The sequence below is a fragment of the Streptomyces sp. H27-D2 genome (assembly GCF_035828615.1).
GTDB lineage: Bacteria > Actinomycetota > Actinomycetes > Streptomycetales > Streptomycetaceae > Streptomyces.
The window spans coordinates 1-16,648 of record NZ_JAYMZR010000016.1; the positions used below are offsets into that span (position 1 = coordinate 1).

The 16,648-nt window shown below is 73.0% G+C and carries 13 protein-coding genes and 1 pseudogene; 4 read left to right on the forward strand and 10 right to left on the reverse strand.

Annotation, left to right across the window (positions count from 1 at the left end; translation table 11 throughout):
- The first annotated feature begins 331 nt into the window (after positions 1 to 331).
- The gene (locus QMK28_RS09205; RefSeq protein WP_326436549.1) at positions 332 to 2,458 is read left to right on the forward strand and encodes a TPM domain-containing protein; all 2,127 of its coding nucleotides are present in this window, start codon (positions 332 to 334) and stop codon (positions 2,456 to 2,458) included.
- Positions 2,459 to 2,627: 169 nt separating this feature from the next.
- Here the strand turns inward: QMK28_RS09205 and QMK28_RS09210 are convergent, their stop codons facing one another.
- From QMK28_RS09210 to QMK28_RS09230, 5 genes are all read right to left on the reverse strand, one after another.
- Complete coding sequence (locus tag QMK28_RS09210; protein WP_326436626.1) at positions 2,628 to 5,306, reverse strand: SpoIIE family protein phosphatase; 2,679 nt, start codon at positions 5,304 to 5,306, stop codon at positions 2,628 to 2,630.
- Positions 5,307 to 5,546: 240 nt separating this feature from the next.
- On the reverse strand, positions 5,547 to 5,960 hold the full coding sequence (locus tag QMK28_RS09215) for an ATP-binding protein (RefSeq protein WP_326436550.1): 414 nt from the start codon (positions 5,958 to 5,960) through the stop codon (positions 5,547 to 5,549).
- 453 nt (positions 5,961 to 6,413) lie between these two features.
- Positions 6,414 to 6,815, reverse strand: a complete 402-nt coding sequence (locus tag QMK28_RS09220; protein WP_326436551.1) for a (deoxy)nucleoside triphosphate pyrophosphohydrolase — start codon at positions 6,813 to 6,815, stop codon at positions 6,414 to 6,416.
- Between the two features lie 158 nt (positions 6,816 to 6,973).
- On the reverse strand, positions 6,974 to 7,153 hold the full coding sequence (locus tag QMK28_RS09225) for an SPOR domain-containing protein (RefSeq protein ID WP_326436552.1): 180 nt from the start codon (positions 7,151 to 7,153) through the stop codon (positions 6,974 to 6,976).
- Between the two features lie 270 nt (positions 7,154 to 7,423).
- Positions 7,424 to 8,176, reverse strand: a complete 753-nt coding sequence (locus tag QMK28_RS09230) for a GntR family transcriptional regulator (protein WP_326436553.1) — start codon at positions 8,174 to 8,176, stop codon at positions 7,424 to 7,426.
- 327 nt (positions 8,177 to 8,503) lie between these two features.
- Between QMK28_RS09230 and QMK28_RS09235 the strand changes: the two genes are divergently transcribed.
- The 3 genes and pseudogenes from QMK28_RS09235 (at position 8,504) to QMK28_RS09245 (ending at position 10,664) form a co-directional block, all read left to right on the forward strand.
- Positions 8,504 to 9,214 carry a PIG-L deacetylase family protein gene (locus QMK28_RS09235; protein ID WP_326436627.1) on the forward strand — a complete coding sequence of 237 codons (711 nt, stop codon included), beginning with the start codon at positions 8,504 to 8,506 and terminating at the stop codon, positions 9,212 to 9,214.
- Between the two features lie 321 nt (positions 9,215 to 9,535).
- Positions 9,536 to 10,410, forward strand: a pseudogene (locus QMK28_RS09240) (SulP family inorganic anion transporter); the annotation flags it as partial.
- Positions 10,411 to 10,529: 119 nt separating this feature from the next.
- Positions 10,530 to 10,664, forward strand: a complete 135-nt coding sequence (locus QMK28_RS09245) for a hypothetical protein (RefSeq protein WP_326436554.1) — start codon at positions 10,530 to 10,532, stop codon at positions 10,662 to 10,664.
- 164 nt (positions 10,665 to 10,828) lie between these two features.
- Here QMK28_RS09245 and QMK28_RS09250 read toward each other — a convergent pair whose 3' ends face one another.
- The 5 genes from QMK28_RS09250 to QMK28_RS09270 form a co-directional block, all read right to left on the reverse strand.
- Positions 10,829 to 11,020: a DUF5302 domain-containing protein gene (locus QMK28_RS09250; RefSeq protein ID WP_326436555.1), complete on the reverse strand. Its 192-nt coding sequence runs from the start codon at positions 11,018 to 11,020 to the stop codon at positions 10,829 to 10,831.
- A gap of 90 nt (positions 11,021 to 11,110) precedes the next feature.
- The gene (locus QMK28_RS09255; RefSeq protein ID WP_326436556.1) at positions 11,111 to 11,689 is read right to left on the reverse strand and encodes an excalibur calcium-binding domain-containing protein; all 579 of its coding nucleotides are present in this window, start codon (positions 11,687 to 11,689) and stop codon (positions 11,111 to 11,113) included.
- A 351-nt stretch (positions 11,690 to 12,040) separates the two neighbouring features.
- A complete protein-coding gene (locus QMK28_RS09260) occupies positions 12,041 to 15,109 on the reverse strand; it encodes a hypothetical protein (RefSeq protein WP_326436557.1) in 3,069 nt (1,022 codons plus the stop codon).
- A gap of 256 nt (positions 15,110 to 15,365) precedes the next feature.
- A complete protein-coding gene (locus tag QMK28_RS09265) occupies positions 15,366 to 15,986 on the reverse strand; it encodes a hypothetical protein (protein WP_326436558.1) in 621 nt (206 codons plus the stop codon).
- Entirely contained in the window at positions 15,983 to 16,639 is a 657-nt protein-coding gene (locus QMK28_RS09270) for a hypothetical protein (protein ID WP_326436559.1), read from the reverse strand. Before QMK28_RS09270 ends, QMK28_RS09265 begins: the two co-directional genes overlap by 4 nt.
- Positions 16,640 to 16,648: the final 9 nt, after the last annotated feature.

The window sequence follows — 16,648 nt, forward strand, 5'->3', positions numbered from 1 at the left end:
TCAGCGGTCAAGCGGTGCCCCAGGCCCGGTGACACCACCCCCCAGGCCATACGCGCGGCAGGGGGCACATAGTCATGCCGGACCCGGGGGCCAGGAGCCCCATTGCGGGGCCACGAAAAAGATAACGAGGGCCCCGCGCCCGCCGCCCCGGCGCGAGCCGACGGTGTACGGCCCCCGGTGCCGCGCCACCCCTGAACCGCCCCCGCCCAGCGCCCCGCCATCCGGCCCCCCCCGTCCGCCCGCGACCCGCGTCGCGAAGCGGATAGAACGGCCATACGCTCTCGAAGAGGCCACGCCGACGGCGCGCGGCTCGGCGAAGGGCGCGCGGCAGATGCGGCGAATGCGATGGGTGCCGTGGCGGCACGACCGCAAGACGTACGCGCGCACAGCGGCAGCCGTCGGCGCCGCGCTCGCCGTCCTCCTGATGTCGCCCGGCGCGCTCGGCACCACCGACGGCACCGGCGCCGCCCAGGCGGACGAACCGATCACGCTGGACCGCGACGGCCAGATCACCGACAAGGTCGGCGCGCTCGGCGACCGCAGGGGCGACGTCGCCCGCGCGCTCCGTCAGCTCGACACCGACCACCGCGTCCAGCTCTTCGTCGCCTACGTCCGCGACTTCTCCGGGATCGACGGCCAGGACTGGGCGAACACCACCGCCAACCGCAACGGCCTGGGCCAGAGCGACGTGCTGTTCGCCGTCGCCACCCACGACCGGCAGTACGCCGTCTCCGCCGACCAGGACAGCGGCATCACACAGCGCCGCTCGCGCGAGGTCAACAGCGACGCCGTCGAGCCGGCCCTGCGCGAGAACGACTGGGCTGGCGCGGCCATCGGCGCAGCCCACGGCTACGACGCGCTGCTCAGCGGCCGGCCCGTCTCCTCCCCCGCGCTCACCCCCGGCACGCCCGACCCCGGCGGCGTACCCGACCCGACCGGCGCCGCGCTGTGGGTTCCGGTGGCGGCCGTCGGCGGCGTCGGGGTGGCCGCCGTGTACCTCTACAAGCGGCGCTGGCGCGGGCGCGGCACGGCCGTCGGCGCGGACGAGGACGAGAACGGCTGGGCCCCGGACCGGAGCCGCAGACCGCTGCCGGAGCTGGACGCCGAGTCCCGACAGCTGCTCGTCGAGACCGACGACGCCATCCGCACCAGCGCGGAGGAACTCGGCTTCGCCTCGGCCCAGTTCGGCGACGAGACGGCCCGCCCCTTCGCCGCGGCGCTCGTCTACGCCAGGACCGAGCTGACCGAGGCTTTCCGGCTGCGCCAGCAGCTCGACGACGCGTTCCCCGGGAACGACGCGGCCAAGCGGACCATGACGGCCGAGATCATCACCCGCTGCGAGAACGCCAACCACCGACTCGACGCCGAGGCCGGTTCGTTCGACCAGTTGCGCGCCCTGGAGGCCAACCCGGGCCAGGTCCTCGACCAGGCCGAGGCGACCGCCCGCGCCCTCGCCCCCCGGGTGGCCGCCGCCGAGTCCGCGCTCGCCCCGCTCGCCCGGCGGTACGCCGACAACGCCCTGGCCCCGGTCACCGGCCACCCGGCGCGGGCCAGGGACCGGCTGGCGTTCGCCCAGTCGGCGCTGGCCGAGGCCCGGCAGGCGCTCGACGCCGAGGACAACAGCCGGGTCGCGGTCTCGGTGCGGACCGCCGAGAGCGCCCTCGACCAGACGGCCACCTTCGTGGACGCCATCAACCGCAGGGCCGAGGAACTGGCCGAGGCCGCCGCCGCGATCCCCGACGCGCTCACCGAGACCGGGACCGACCTCGCCGACGCCCGCGGGCTGCTCGAAGGCACCGCCCGGGGCGTCGCCGGCACCGATCTGCGCGGCCGCGTCGCCCGCGCCGAGGCGGTGGCCGCCGACGTACGGCAGGAGGCGGCGGCCGGCCACTGCGACCCGCTGTCCGCGCTGCGCAGGATCGAGGCGGCGCACAGCACGCTGAACGAGGCGCTGGCCGGGGCCCGCGAGCCCGAGGTGCGCGAGCAGCGGGCCCGCGGCCTGCTCGACCAGGTACTGCTGGCGGCCCGCAGCGAGGTCGGCGCCGCACAGGACTTCATCACCACCAACCGCGGCGGCATCGGCAGCCGGGCCCGCACCCGGCTGGCCGAGGCCGAACGCTGCCTGACCCAGGCGGCGGCGCTGACCCGTACGGACGCGGCGGGCGCGCTGCGCCAGGCCCAGCGGGCGGACGCCGCGGCCCAGCAGGCCGGGCAGCTCGCCGAGGAGGACGTCTCCGGCTACGGCGGCCCGTCCGGCCGTGGCGTCGCGGGCAAGGGCCGGGGCCGCGGAGGGCTCGGCGGCGGGGGCGGCATGGGCGGCGCGGTGCTCGGCGGGATGCTGGGCGGCGGCGGCCGGCAGGGCGGCTTCAGGGGCGGCGGCCCCGGCGGCGGGGGCAGCCCCGGCAGCTTCGGCGGCGGCGGTACGCGCGGCCGGATGGGCCGCGGCGGCAGGTCCTGAGGCAGTGTGTCCTGAGGCAGCGTCCGGAGCGGGCGGCGACGGCCGCCGGGCCGACCGTCGCAAGCCAGCCGGAGAGCGCCGGGCCGACCAGCGCGAGCCGGCCGGAGGTCGTCGACAGGCTCAAAGTCCGGCCTGGACCGGGTGAACCGGATGAAGACGAAGCTGGGGCTCAGAACAGGCTGAGCAGCGCCTCTGTCGGGTCCGGTGTCTCCGAGTCGCCGTTGGGCAGGGCCAGTTCGAACCAGACCGTCTTGCCGAGCGGGGTGCGCCTGCTGCGCCAGCCCGCGCTGAGCAGGCCGACCAGTTGCAGCCCGCGTCCGCCCTCGTCGGTGTCGCGGGCCCGGCGGCGGCGCGGTTGGACCAGGGCGCTGTCCCAGACTTCGCAGACGAGTGTGCGGTCCAGCAGCAGCCGGAGCCGGATGTCGCCGTGGCCGTGCCGCAGCGCGTTCGTGACCAGCTCGCTGACCAGCAGTTCGGTGGTGTCCACCAGCGCTTCGATGCCCCAGCTCGCCAGCTGGGTGCGGGCCAGCTCGCGGGCGCGGGCGACGGACTGGGCCTCGGGGGCCAGCTGCCAGTCGCCGACCGCGTCCTGTGGCAGGCCGTGCACCCGGGCCATCAGCAGCGCGATGTCGTCCTCGCCGTGGTGGATGTCGAGGGTGTTCAGGACGTGGTCGCAGACGTCCTCCAGCGGCTGGTCCGCCGTGCCCAGGGCCTCCCGGAACGCGCTGAGGCCCTCGTCCAGCGGGTGTTCCCGCGACTCGACGAGGCCGTCGGTGTAGAGCGCGAGCAGCGCGCCGTCCGGCAGTTCGACCTCGATCTCCTCGAACGGTTCGCCGCCGACGCCCAGCGGCATGCCGGGCGGGACCTCCAGCATCAGCGCCCGCTCGCCGGGCTCGACGAGGACGGGCGGCAGGTGGCCCGCGTTGGCGAACGTGCAGCGCCGGGTGACCGGGTCGTAGACGGCGTAGACGCAGGTGGCGAGGTAGACCTCGGAGAGGTCGGCGGAGTGGCCGCTGCCGTGCGCGGCTCCGTTGTCCCGCCCGCCGAGCCTGCCCTGCGAACGGCTGTCGGAGGCGAGCCGCCGGGAGGCGCTCGTGCCCGCCTGCGCGCCCCCCGGCGAGCCGCCCTGCGCCGCCAGGCCGCGGGCGATCTCGTCCAGCGCCGAGAGCACTTCGGCCGGTTCGAGGTCGAGCAGCGCCAAGGTGCGCACAGCGGTGCGCAGTTCGCCCATGGCGACGGCGGCGCGCAGCCCGCGCCCCATCACGTCGCCGACGACCAGGGCGGTGCGGTGGCCGGGCAGTTCGATGACGTCGAACCAGTCCCCGCCCACCTCGGTCGCGGTGGTGCCGGGCAGATAGCGGCACGCGATGTCGAGCCCCGCGGCCTCCGGATCGCCGGGCGGCAGCAGGCTGCGCTGGAGTATCAGCGCGCGCTCGTGCTCCCGGCGGTAGAGGCGGGCGTTGTCGATGCAGACGGCGGCGCGGGCGGCCAGTTCGACCGCGAGGGCGGTGTCCCGCTCGCCGAACGGCTCGCTGCCCTTCGTACGGGAGAACTGCGCCAGCCCGACCACCGTGTCGCGGGCGACCATCGGCACCGCGAGGGTGGACTGTACGACGACGCCCAGCTCCGGCGCCTCGTCGCTGTCCCAGCCCGGCACGACCTGGGCCTGGCTGGTACGCAGCGCCTCGGCCCAGGGGGAGTTGAACGGATAGCGGTGCACCGCGCCGACGGCGACCGGCAGCGGGTCGGTGGCGGGGTCGCCGTTGCTGGTGGTGGCCATCGGCGCGTCGGACACGGCGCTGGCGAAGGCGACCCGGCGCAGCTCGCCGCTGCCGTCGACGAGGCCGGGCGGGGCCTCGTCCCCGGCGAGCAGCCCTTGGTAGAGGTCGACGGAGGCGAGGTCGCAGAACTGCGGGACGGCGACGTCGAGCAGTTCCCTCGCGGTGGTCTCCAGGTCCAGTGAATTGCCTATCCGGGCGCCGGCCTCGTTGAGCAGGGCGAGGTTGCGGCGCGCGCTGGCGGCTTCCCGTTCGGCCCGCCGCCGGTTGGTGACGTCGGTGGCGAGGGCGGCCACCCCGATCGCGCGTCCACTGCCGCTGTGCAGGCGGTAGAGCGAGATCGCCCAGCGGCGGCGCTCCGGCTCGTCGGGCGCGAAGCCGACGAGCGGCATGTCCGTCACCGAGCTGCCGGTCTGCAGGACTTGGCGCAGCGCGGCGTTCAGCCGGTCGGCCTCGGGGCGGGACAGGAAGTCGTACGGGGTGCGGCCGCGGTGCGAGTCGGTGCTGCCGCCGAAGACTGTGGCGAAGCGCTCGTTGACCCGCAACAGTCGCAAGTCGGTCCCGAAGAGCAGGAATCCCATGGGAGATTGGCCGAAAACGGCCTGCGAGGCGGCGAGGTCGGTCTCGATGCGACGCAGCGCGCGGACGTCGACGACGATACACAGGGCGGCGTTCTCGTCGCGCTCGGTCCGGGTGGGCATCACGTAAATCTCGGCGAGGCCGTGGGCCGCGCCCCCGGCGTCGGCGGCCTCGGCCGCCTCGGCGACCTCGGGGTCCTCGTACGGGCCGTCCGCGTCGCGGTACCGGCCGTCGCTGGTCATCCGGAAGGGGACGAGGCCGGTCCACTCGCGGCCGTCCATGATCTCGGCGACCTTGCGGTGGCCGCGCTCCCGCAGCTCGGGCGGCATGAAGGCCTCGATCGGGTCCCTGCCCACCGCGCGCCGCGCGGGGATGCCCAGCAGTTCGGCGGCCCGTTCACTCCACTGTTCGATGCGGCCGTCGGGACCGAGGGAGAACGACGCGACGCGGATGTGGTCGTAGATCGAACCGGGCGGGCTGCTCTGCCACATCGGCAGCGTCACTGCTCCGGTCCCGTCCTCGGGCGACCCGCCGTCGGGCGTCTCCGCCTGCGGTGACCTCTCGTTCACGCGCCCGTCCCCTCCAGCTCATCGTGCTCGGACCGGCCTGAGCCGAGTATCCAGCACCGTGGCCGTCCGGAACACAGCCTTCACGATCACAGCACGGTTTCAACCACTTGCTCAGGAGCCGATAAGTACCGAGTCGCCGCGACCGGGTGTTCCTCTTCTCTCCTAACCGGGCAAGGTCAGCTCGAACCACACCGTCTTGCCTGTCTTTCCATGCCGGGTCCCCCAGCGGCGCGATGTACAGGCGACGAGCTGCAATCCCCGGCCCCCCTCGTCCTCCGGTGCGGAAACACGTTCGCGTGGGGGGTCCGGCAACGGATCGGAGACCTCTACGACCAGCGCGGTGTCCCGTGGCCGGGCGATCCGGACGCCGATCGGGCCGCTCGCGTGCCGCAGCGAATTGGTGACCAGTTCACTGACCAGCAGCACAGTGATATCGGTCACGCCGTCCAGTCCCCAGTCGAGCAGCGTGCCGCGCACGACATCGCGGGCGGTGCGTACGGCGTCGGGCTCGGCCGGGAAACTCCACTCGGCGAGCGCGACGCCGGGCGCTCCGCCGACGCGCGGCATGCCCGGCATGGGCTCTCCGGGCGGGACGGAGGGCACCGGGCGGGCGGGGCGGGATTCGGGCTCGGGCTCGGGCTCGGGCTCGGGCTCGGGCTGGGATTCGGGGGGCTGGGGCTGATGTTCGGACTCGGACTCGGCCTGGGACTCCGGAGTGGGCCGGGGTGGCGGCTGCCGGGCGGGCCGGGAGCTCCAGGGCTGCCGGGACGTCCGGGACGTCCGGGACGACAGGGCTGGCGATACCGCAGGGCCGGGTGGTGCGTGCGGGACGGAGGGATCAAAAGCCCCTACGGTTTCGCTCACGCCGACCACTTCCCAGACCGGTGACGGGCCCCACCGGCATGCCCGGCTTTGGGGAGGATAATGACCCCATACCCGAAATCCAGGTATATCTATCGCTATAAGCGGTTCGATATGGTACGAACGGCCCTACTGAGGGCTCCTCCGGGGCCCACCGGACCTATCCGGTCAGCTCGCCGCCGCCGCCAGCAGCCGCATCGCCTCGGCGACCGCCGGACGGTCCTCGTCCAGCCAGTCGACCTGGTCGACCTGCCCGGGCTCCAGCCAGCGCAGCTGATCGTGGTCCTCCAGCGGTCGCGGCTCCCCGGCGATCAACGTCGCCGTCCAGACCTGGAGGACGTACCCCGGCTTGAGCGGCCACTCCCCCGGAATCCGCTGCGAGGGGGCGGCCTCGACGCCCAACTCCTCGCGCAATTCGCGCACCAGCGCCCGCTCGGGCGTCTCGCCGGGTTCGACCTTGCCGCCCGGGAGTTCCCACCGGCCGGCCAGCGCGGGCGGCGCGCTGCGCCGCGCGGCCAGCAACCGCCCCCGGTCGAAGACCGCTCCACCGACCACCACGCGCACTGTCATACCGGGCAGCCTACGGGGGGCGCGGCGGCGGGCCCTGCGCGTATGCCGGTCCGGGAGCCGGCTGCGGCGGGGCCGCGGACGCCGGCGCGAATTCACCGGATCCACTGGACGCACGGGAGCCGGCACACCGAGCGGTTTTCCGCAGACCCCCGCGGATTTCAGGAGACGCCGCGCGCGACCCGCTCCACCACGTACAACTGCGCGTCCCCGCTCGCATCGAGCCGCTCGGCCACCTGCTGGGCCTCGGCCCGGGTCGCATAACGGCCGACGCGGTACCGGTTGCCGTTGTCGTCCTCACGCACGACGAGCCACGGCAGGACCGCGCCGCTGTCACTCATCTCGCCCCTCCGTCCGCCGCCGTACGCGCGGTCGCGCGCCCCTGGAGCCTCGTTGCCGAAACCGCGATACGCATATGCCCGAGCGTACGCCCGACCTTTACTCAGCGGATACGGCTTTACACAATGAGGCACCGAACCGGCCATCCCGCACGCGCCGGTGGCGCGGACCGGCGCGCGAGCGGAGGGGCGCACGCCGGGGCGCGAAACCCGCGCGCGACGGCAGGGTCAGGGGAACGGAACGGGCTGGCCCCGCCAGCCCACGGCGACCCCTCACTTCACCGGCAGGTGATACGCGATGCGGTATCCCGCCGCCAGCACCACGACGTCCGCCGTCTCGACCGGCTGGCGGCCCGCGAAGAACGTCCGGGCGATGACCAGCACCGCGTGGCCCGGCACCCCGCCCAGGGCCATCGCCTCTTCCGCGAGTCCGGGCCGGGCGCCGACCTGCTCCACCACGTTGTCGACGATCAGGTCGATCGCCGCCATCCGCTCCGCGACCCCGCGGCCCGCGAGCGGTCCCTCCTCGGGCAGCATCACCGGCGTGCGCCCGGTGAGGGCGAGCGGCTCCCAGGACGTGGACAGCATCGTGGGCTCCCCCTCCGTCCGGAAGAGGTAGCGGGTCCGCATGACGCGGTCGCCGGGCTCGATGCGCAGCCGCTGCGCGATGGGCTCGTCCGCCTTGTCCTGCTCGCTGTTGGACTCCCAGGTGCCGCGCACCTGGTCGTCGCCCTGCTCCTGCCGGAACGGGGTGGAGCCGCCGATCGTGCGGTATCCCTTGCGCACCAGGCGGCGGGGCACGGGCTGTTCGCGGACGTACGTCCCGGAACCGGAGCGGCCCTCGACCAGGCCCTCGGCCATCAGCACCTTGCGGGCCTCCAGCGCGACGGTGTCGGAGACGCCGTACTCCTCGCGGATGCGCGCCTGCGAGGGGAGCCGGGTATGCGGCGGCAACGAGCCGTCCGCGATCTTCTGGCGCAGATCGCCGGCGACGCGAAGATACGCGGGCTGGTCACCGAAAGACACGTGCCCTCCCAACAGGTTGACAGTGAGCAACACCTTGGCAACCGTGGGTTGTTGACTGCAAGTGAAGGCCAGCAATTCACTCGATGTGATGACTTGCTGCTCAGCACGCATATCGCGGGCGCTCACTGGACAGCCGCCGCCCGCCACGGCAGGCGCTCCGGGGCCCTTACGGGCCGGTATGTGCCACGATCGAGGGAGAGCCGGGGCCGCCCCGAAGCGGGGCCGCGAGCGGGCGCACGACTCCGCGGCGCGCGCCCCGCGCCGCGCGCCCCGCGCAGCCGCCCCGCACCCCCGGAGGAGCAAGCCGTGGCCGACACCCTCACCCCCATGCCCGACGACTGGCAGCGCGCCCTCGCCGTCGTCGCCCACCCCGATGACCTGGAGTACGGCGCGGCCGCCGCCGTGGCCGAGTGGACGGACGCCGGTCGCGAGATCGTCTATCTGCTGGTGACCCGCGGCGAATCGGGGATCGGCGGGCTCGGGCCGAAGGAGTGCGCCGTGGTCCGCGAGGCGGAGCAGCGGGCGAGCGCGGCGGCCGTCGGGGTCACGGCCGTGGAGTTCCTGGACCACCCCGACGGCGTCATCGAGGCCGGGCTCCGGCTGCGCAAGGAGTTGTCGGCCGCCATCCGCAGCCACCGCCCCGAGCTGCTGATCACTCTCAACCACCACGACACCTGGGGCGGCGCCAACTGGAACACCCCGGACCACCGGGTGGTCGGGCGGGCGGTGCTGGACGCCGCGATGGACGCGGGCAACCGCTGGATTTTCCCGGAGCTGGTCGCGGCGGGCCTGGAGCCGTGGGACGGAGTGCGCTGGACGGCCGTCGCCGGCTCCCCGGAGGCGACGCACGCCGTGGAGGTCTCGTCCGGGGTGGAGCGCGCGATCACCTCGCTGGCCGAACACAGCGCATACATCTCCGCGTTGACGGACGGCGATCCGCACGACTACGCACGCGGTTTCATCGAGCACATGCTGGAAATGGGCGGCCAGCGCTACCGGGGCAACCCCACCGTCACCTTCCAGCTCTATCCGCGCTGAGCAACTGCTGAGCGAGCGCTGAGCGACTACAGCCGCACTGACCGGCCGTATCCACGCCGACCGGCTGCATTCCACACTGGTCCAAGCCGCCCGGCAGGCCGCCCGCCTCCGCACGTTCCCGCCCCCGCACCGCACCACACGTACCCCATTTGAGTAATTGCATATTTACTGCAATCCATTCGATCCTGATCCCGCCACCCGGACGGCATGGCGAACGCGATCGACGTGGGACGAGGGTGGATCAGGGTGCGGAAACCGTTATGCCGAATCGTCCGTTCGCGGGTCCGTTCGGTGCTGCCCAGCCGGGCGGATCTCGCTTCGATGGGCCGCGCCCCGCGCCGTGACCTGCTCGCCGGGCTCACCGTCGCGATCGTCGCCCTCCCGCTCGCCCTGGGCTTCGGCATCTCCTCCGGGCTCGGCGCGATCTCCTCCGGGCTCGGCGCGGCGGCGGGGCTCGCGACCGCCGTGGTCGCGGGGGCGCTGGCCGCGGTCTTCGGCGGCTCCCACTTCCAGGTCTCCGGGCCGACCGGTGCGATGACCGTGGTGCTGGTGCCGATCACGCACGCCCATGGGGCGGCCGGCGTGTAGCGGTCGGACTGCTGGCCGGCGGCCTGCTGATCGTCCTGGCGCTGGCCCGCGCCGGCAAGTACATGGCGTATGTGCCCGCCCCCGTGGTCGAGGGCTTCACCATCGGCATCGCCTGCGTCATCGGCCTGCAACAGATCCCGGCCGCCCTGGGCGTGCCCGCCGTGGAGGGCGCCAAGGTCACCGTGACGGCCTTCCGGGCCGCCATGGACTTCGTACGCGCCCCGCACTGGTCCGTCATCGCGCTCGCGGCGGCGGTGGCCGCTCTGATGCTGCTCGGCTCCCGGTGGCGGCCGACCGTCCCGTTCTCGCTGCCGGCCGTCGCCGCCGCCACCCTCGGGGCGCAGGCGCTGCATCTCGACGTCGCCCGGATCGGCCGGCTGCCCGACGGGCTGCCCGCGCCCTCGCTGGGCTTCCTCGACCTCTCCGCGGTCGCCGACGTATCGGTGATCATCCTGCGGATGTCGCGGGTCACCACGATCGACGCCAGCGGGGCGCTCGTCCTCAAGGACGTGATCGAGAAACTGGAGAAGCGAGGCATCATGGTGTTGGTCTCCGGCATCCGCGACGGCCATCACCGGCCCCTCGCAGCCCTCGGCGTGATCACCCGGCTCGACGCGGCCGGCCTGGTCCGCGACAGCACCCCGGAGGCGATAGCCACCGAACGCGCCCGCCTGCACCTCGCGGGCGTGCTGCCCGCCGCACCGAGCGGGCCATCGGACGACAGGACGTGACGGAACGGATGGACACCTCCGACGAGAAGACGTTCTCACGGCACCTGTGGTGGCGGGTGGGCTACTTCCTGTTCGCCATCCACATCGTCGCGTTCGTCATGATCATCGCGGTGACGCACGCCCCACGCTGAGCCGGCGCGCGGGCGCACGCGGTGCCGCACGCCCCGCGCGCTGCCGCCCACCGCGCGCCGCCCCGCGCCGCCGCCCTTCTTTCCCGTTTCACGCCAAAACCGCCCGACCCGCTCCATCGCAGGTCGGACGGCTCATCTCGGCGTCATCCACAGATCGCCCCGGGTCAGCCACCGCTCTTGCGCCGGAACGTGCGCTGGGGGTTCACCGGCCCGTGTGCACCGTGGATCTTCGACTTCGCGTCCGACCCGCCCGAAGCGGCACTGCCCTGCGGGCCCCGCTTGCGCTCCAGGGCCTCCCGGAACTTGCGCTTCACTTCGTCTTCAGGATGCTCTTGCGGTGCTGCGCCTTCGGCCATGGTGTCTCCTGAGTTCGAGTGCTTCACCGCAAAGCGTCGCATGTTTGCCGACGCTTGGCCCCACCGTTTTCGCGTCCCCGGGAGCAGCGCTCAATTCCACTCGCACGCCGTCCCGTCGTCGTCCCGGTCGAGCTGCGGGCGATAGCCGGGCTCGCCCGCTCTGAACGGACCCGCGCCCCGGTCGTGGGCGTCCCCGCAGCTCTTGAAGTAGGCCGCACCACCCGGCGCATCCGGCCCGGCGCGCTCCGCCTCGCGAATGTTCGCGCCGGTGATCCGATCGTCACTCACGGTGTACGTGCCCCGGAACCAGCGGCTCGTGCCATCGGTCTGCACAGCCTCCAGCGCGACGTCGACCGATCCGCCGTCGCTCTCCAGCACGGTCACCTTGTCCTCGGCCAGCCCCTCAAAGCCCGCCGCGTAGGACTCGTACGACGACGCGAAGCGGCTGCCGCCCATGTTCCACGCTGCCCGGTAGTCTCCGGCGTTGATCGCGGCGTAGTAGGCCAGCACCACCGCCCGGGACGCCGGCTCGCGAACCTCGACGTCCGAGGAACCACGGGCGGTCGGCGGCGCGGGGGCGGCGGTCGAGGGCGGCGGCGCTGTGGCTGTCGCCGTGGACGGCTCCGTTCCGGCCTCGCTCCCGCTGCGCTCCGTCTCGGTACGCGTCACGGTGACCGAGGACGAATCGGATGGGGACTCCCCACCGCCGCACCCCGCGAGAACGACCGCGACAGCGGATGCGGCCGCGGCGAAGGCGGCACCGGATCTGAGCGGGGCGCGCCGATACATCGTGTCCTCCCGACCGCTCGCCGGGTTGCCGCGGTCAGCTGCGCGGATCGCGGCGAGCTCCCGTCCCATACTCCGCCGGTCGGGCGGGCGGCTCCACTCGGACGGACGGACGAACGGCCGCGGGCGCAGCCGATGGCCCCCGTGGCGCTTGGAGCCTCTGGCGCTTGGGGACCCCCTGGCGCTTGGAGCCCGCGACGCTCAGCGGGGTCCATCGCCGCTCCGCGGGTCGGGTCAGCCGGCCGCCGCACGGGCCGCCGTGCGCCAGGACGGCAGGAGCTCGTCCAGCAGGGCCTCCGTGCGGGCCGGGAGGCCGCGCGCGCCACCGCTCAGCTGGTGATTGCGGGCGACGAGGGTCATCGCCGTCGACTCCAGGAGGGCGGTGTCCGCCGTGCTGTGGGCGGCGCGGAGGAGTTCGTTCCACAGGCGCTCGTCCGTCGGGGTGGTGAGCAGGCCCGCGTTGAGGGCCTCGATGGCGGGCGTCGGATCGCCCGCCTCCAAATGGTGCGCCGACAGCGCCAGCGCCACGTCGGCGACCAGCAGCGGCAGCTGGGCGTCGATGATCTCGTGCGAGAGCCAGCCGTAACGGCCCGCCGGCCGGTTGGCGAGGAGCGGGCCGCGCGCCAGCGCCATCGCGTCGGTGAGCATCCGCTCCCGTACCGAAGCGCGCCGGGCGCCCCGCCCGACGGTCGCCTCGTGATGCAGCGTGCGCAATACGTCCAGGTCGGAGACGACGGACGGGGCGAGAGTGAGCCGGCCGGCGGCATCGGTGCCCAGGCGCGTCGCGCCGCCCGGGTCGGCGCCGAGCCAGCCGCGCAGCCGCTCGACGAGGGCGTCGCGGACGTCATCGGTCACCCCGCGCGGCCACAGCCCCGAAGCCAGCACACGCGGGTGCACGCCCTCGCGGTGGAGCAGCAGCATGGCCAGCGCCTCGTGTAGCAGTGGGCCGCGCTCGTCGTCCGGGGCGTCGAGGCCCATGACCTCGTACGGGCCGACGAGGCGCGCGTAGACGGCGGGCCGGCCGCGCTCGGTGACGTCCACCATGAAGGGAAGGCCGGTCGGGTCCGCGTCACGGTCGTCCCCGCCGTCGGGAGCCGCGTCGGCGAAGAGCCGGACCACCGCCTCGTACTGGGCCCGGGGCAGCAGCTGCGCCTTGAGGTCCAGGCCGAGCAGCGGCGCCAGCAGGCGTCCCGCGGAGGTGACTTCGAGCTCCCAGGTCGCGCCGGGCACGGCCGCCTGACTGCCCACGAGGTATCCGATGCCCAACCGGCCGGAGTCGACCGCGAGTTCGGCGATCCTGCCGGCCTGCTCCGCTGTCGGCTCGGCGGCGACGAGCGCCAGGTGCGGCGCCCACTGGGTGTGCTGCGCCTGGCCGGTACGCCCGGTGAGCACCGAGTCGTGGCCGGCTCTCCCGAGCGCGCCGCGCCGCTGCTGGGTCTCGGCGTCCATGGTCTCGATCAGCGCCTCGACGTCCTCGACGTGGCGGACGCGGGTGGGGGCGAGCGCGCCGAGTTCCGCGCCGAATCCGACGAGGGTCACGGTCAGCCGGTCCGACCAGCCGCTGGTCGCGAGCTCGGCGGCGACCGAGGCGAAGACGGCGGTGCGGTCCGGCTCCGCGCCGGTCAGCGAGACGAGGCCGGGGACGGCCTCCAGGTTCAGCAGCAGCCGGGCGTCGTCCAGGCTGCCGAGGCTGACCAGACCCGGGTACGGCGCGGCGGCGGCGCGGTCGTCCGCGGCGTCGGCGGCGTCGGCGGGGATGTCGGCCCGCCGGACGCGCCAGAACGTCTGGTCCTGGCCGGGCTGCCACGGGCCCGGAGGCTGGCCCGCCGGGTGCGCGAGCTGAAGGTTGATCTCTCCCTCGGTGAGCCAGGCCGCGTAGACGGTCGGCAGCGTGCGCGACGCCTCGGAGGAGGACGCCAGCGCGCGCAGGGCGCGGTCCAGGTCCCGCACCGCGTCGGGGTCGGCACCGACCAGCAGGGCGTCCTGCGCGTCGGCAGCCGCGCCGGTGGGCGTGGGGAGCGCCGGAGTACGGCGGCCGACCGCGCCCATGGCGGACTGCCACAGCGTCGTACGGCGTCGGCGGCCGAGCGCCACGAGCACACCGGCGGCGAGCAGCGGAGCCCCGATGAGCGCGTCGGAGAGGCCGAAACCCGAGGCGGCGGAGCCGGCGGTGACCTGCTCCGCGCCGGAGTCGGGGCCGGCGGGGCGCGGTGCCTGGGAAGGCGTCTGGGCAGGTGTCTGGGACGGCTGGGACGGTGTTTCGGGAGCGGCCGGGGAGGGCTGAACTTGGTCACCGCTGCCGCCGGCGGGCTGCTGAGCGCCGATCTGTTCCGCGCCCCGTTCCGTGCCCCGTTCCACGCCCCGTTCCACGCCCCGTTCCGCGCGCTGTTCGCCCGCGTGCGGGCTCGTCCGGTCGTAGTCGTGGATCTGCCCGTGTACCTCTTCGGAGACCTTCGGCGCCTCGTCGGGCATCTGGACGACTTCACCGCCGTGCGCGTCGGCCGGCATCTCCATGATCCAGCCGGGGCGGATCAGACTGGCCTGGGACAGCCGCGAACCGTCCGGCTGCACGCGGTCCTTGTTGAGCTCGTAGATCTCCTTGTAGCGGCGGCCGTCGTCGAGGTGCCGCTCGGCGACTTCCCAGAGCGAGTCGTGGTGGCGGCCCTCCGGAGGCTGGATGCGGTAGAACTTCGTGTCCTCGTCCTGGGCCACCGCCGTGTGCCCGCCGACCGCTGCCGCGTGCTTCTCGGCGCCCTGAGCGCGGTGTGCGGTCTCGGCCCCGCCCTGCCGCTGCGCGTGCTGCCCGGGGCTCTGCTGCGCGGCGGCGGCGACGGTGGGCCGGCCGGTGTCCTCGAACGCGTTGCCGATCTGCGACAGCCCCGGCGTCAGACTCGCCGCGGTCGCTCCGAGCAGCAGTACGGCGGCGACCAACTGCCGAGCCAGCAGCTGACTCGGCCCGGCACCCGGAATACGGGAGGGCACACCGACACCCGAGAACTCCGCCCTCGCCTCGACCAGCACACAGGCCGCGAACTGCGCCCAGGCAACCCAGACCACCACCGTCAGCACCCTGATGAAGACGGAGGTGGTGATCTCCTGCTGCAACGTGTCGACGGACGGCAGCGAGTGCGGCAACGGCCACCCGACGAAGTACGCGAGCGCACCGGGCACGCCGACGACCAGCACGGCCAGCGCGAGGAACGCCAGGAACGCCTTGCCGAAATCACCTGCCGTACGGCGGCGTCGGGGCAACGGCCGCGGCTGAGTGTTCGCGCTTCGGACGGGGCGGGCTGTGCGCGCCATGGCGGGGATTCCTATGTCTTCGTGAGTCGCCTGTGCGGGATGGGTGGTTGAGCGCCGAGCCTAGTCAGCGGGCCGAGGGGTGTCGAAGCACGTCCGGGCGGGGCTCCGCGCGGGGCCGCGGGCCGGACTCCAGTCCGGGCTCAGGGCTGAGTCCGGGCCGGAGTCCGGGCCGGAGTCCGGGCCGGAGTCCGGGCCGGAGTCCGGGCCGGAGTCCGGGCCGGGAACAGGGCCGGGAACAGGGCCGGGAACGCTGGCGTCATGCCCACTGAAGAGTCTCAGCGACGGTGTCGAACAACTCCTCCATCCGATCCGCCAGCGGCTCAATGGGAGTTGAGAACGCCATCATGAGCCAGGCGCTGCTGGCCGGGATGGGCACGTGAAAGGTGACCGTCGTGGTGGGGAGGGTGTTGCCCATCTGAGTGTCCGGCGAGGGCGCTTCCTTCCGCCGTTCCCGCACAGCACGCCCCGCCACCGGAAGCTCGACCACACGCACGTCGCGCCCGGACCCCCGCAGACTGTCCGCCAACTCGTGCACGGTGGCGGACCCCGGCCACGCGTCCGGTGGAGGCATGGTGACGAGCAGCGACGACGCGAGCGGCAGGGAGCCCACGGACAGCGTCGAGAGATAGAGCTCCATACCGCCGACCTTGTACGCCTCCTTGGCCCGCTTCTGCAGCTCCCGCATGAACTGCTCCTTGAGATGCGGAGCGTTGTCGAGGCCGCGGAACTGGTATTCGGCGAGGGCCACGATGCTGCGGTCACGGTCATCGGGATCGAGCTTCAGTTGGAACCAGCCGTACGGGACAACCAGGTTGTAGTCCTTGGGAGGTGATTCCCACTGAGCGTTTTCGTCGTTGCCAGGCACTGGTGCGGTCACTTTCGGGATTCCGGGTCGATCTCGTTGCCGTTCTCGTCGAGGGGGATGAGGGTCAGGGAGGGCATCAAGCCATCCGTCAACTCCGTCAGTTCCTCGGTGAATTCAAAGTCTTCCCATCGGACAGTGACGACCACGACATTGTTGGTGGTCGGTGGGCAAACCGCGAACCGCACAATCTCGATGAGGCGGCGCCCAAAGCCAAGCACTCCCTTGGTCCGGAATGTCGCCTGCACCCGAACTGCAGGTCCGGCCGGAAGGTCCAGATAGGCCACATCGGGTTCTCCGGTGATTTCAACGTCTTTCCATTCCTGCAGCAGGGGCTGAATGTCGGCAGGAGTGGGGTAGACACCTTCATCACGATAGACATCAATTTCCAGATTGGCGAGGTTCACGCCGGTGTCCGTGTAGTAGGCACCCGTGAGAACTGAACCGCTCTTGTTCGCCTCAAGCGCCAGTCGCGACATTTCCTTTGAAAGGTCTCCCTTGCGAACAGTCAACTTCAGCGGATTGAACTGCTCCACTTCCTTTCGAGCCAATTCATCCGCGTCCGCACGCAGATCGCTATCCAGCGTCAGAACGACCCAACCTGACTGGAGATCCAGTCGGCAGGTGTAATCATCGCACTCCGGGACCCCACTGTCCGAAACGCTCATATTATCCTC

Coding starts and splice junctions, on each gene's coding strand:
- QMK28_RS09205 (WP_326436549.1), top strand. CDS start 332: ATGCGGCGAATGCGATGGGTGCCGTGGCGGCACGACCGCAAGACGTAC.
- QMK28_RS09210 (WP_326436626.1), bottom strand. CDS start 5,306: ATGTGGCAGAGCAGCCCGCCCGGTTCGATCTACGACCACATCCGCGTC.
- QMK28_RS09215 (WP_326436550.1), bottom strand. CDS start 5,960: ATGCCGGGCATGCCGCGCGTCGGCGGAGCGCCCGGCGTCGCGCTCGCC.
- QMK28_RS09220 (WP_326436551.1), bottom strand. CDS start 6,815: ATGACAGTGCGCGTGGTGGTCGGTGGAGCGGTCTTCGACCGGGGGCGG.
- QMK28_RS09225 (WP_326436552.1), bottom strand. CDS start 7,153: ATGAGTGACAGCGGCGCGGTCCTGCCGTGGCTCGTCGTGCGTGAGGAC.
- QMK28_RS09235 (WP_326436627.1), top strand. CDS start 8,504: ATGCCCGACGACTGGCAGCGCGCCCTCGCCGTCGTCGCCCACCCCGAT.
- QMK28_RS09250 (WP_326436555.1), bottom strand. CDS start 11,020: ATGGCCGAAGGCGCAGCACCGCAAGAGCATCCTGAAGACGAAGTGAAG.
- QMK28_RS09260 (WP_326436557.1), bottom strand. CDS start 15,109: ATGGCGCGCACAGCCCGCCCCGTCCGAAGCGCGAACACTCAGCCGCGG.
- QMK28_RS09270 (WP_326436559.1), bottom strand. CDS start 16,639: ATGAGCGTTTCGGACAGTGGGGTCCCGGAGTGCGATGATTACACCTGC.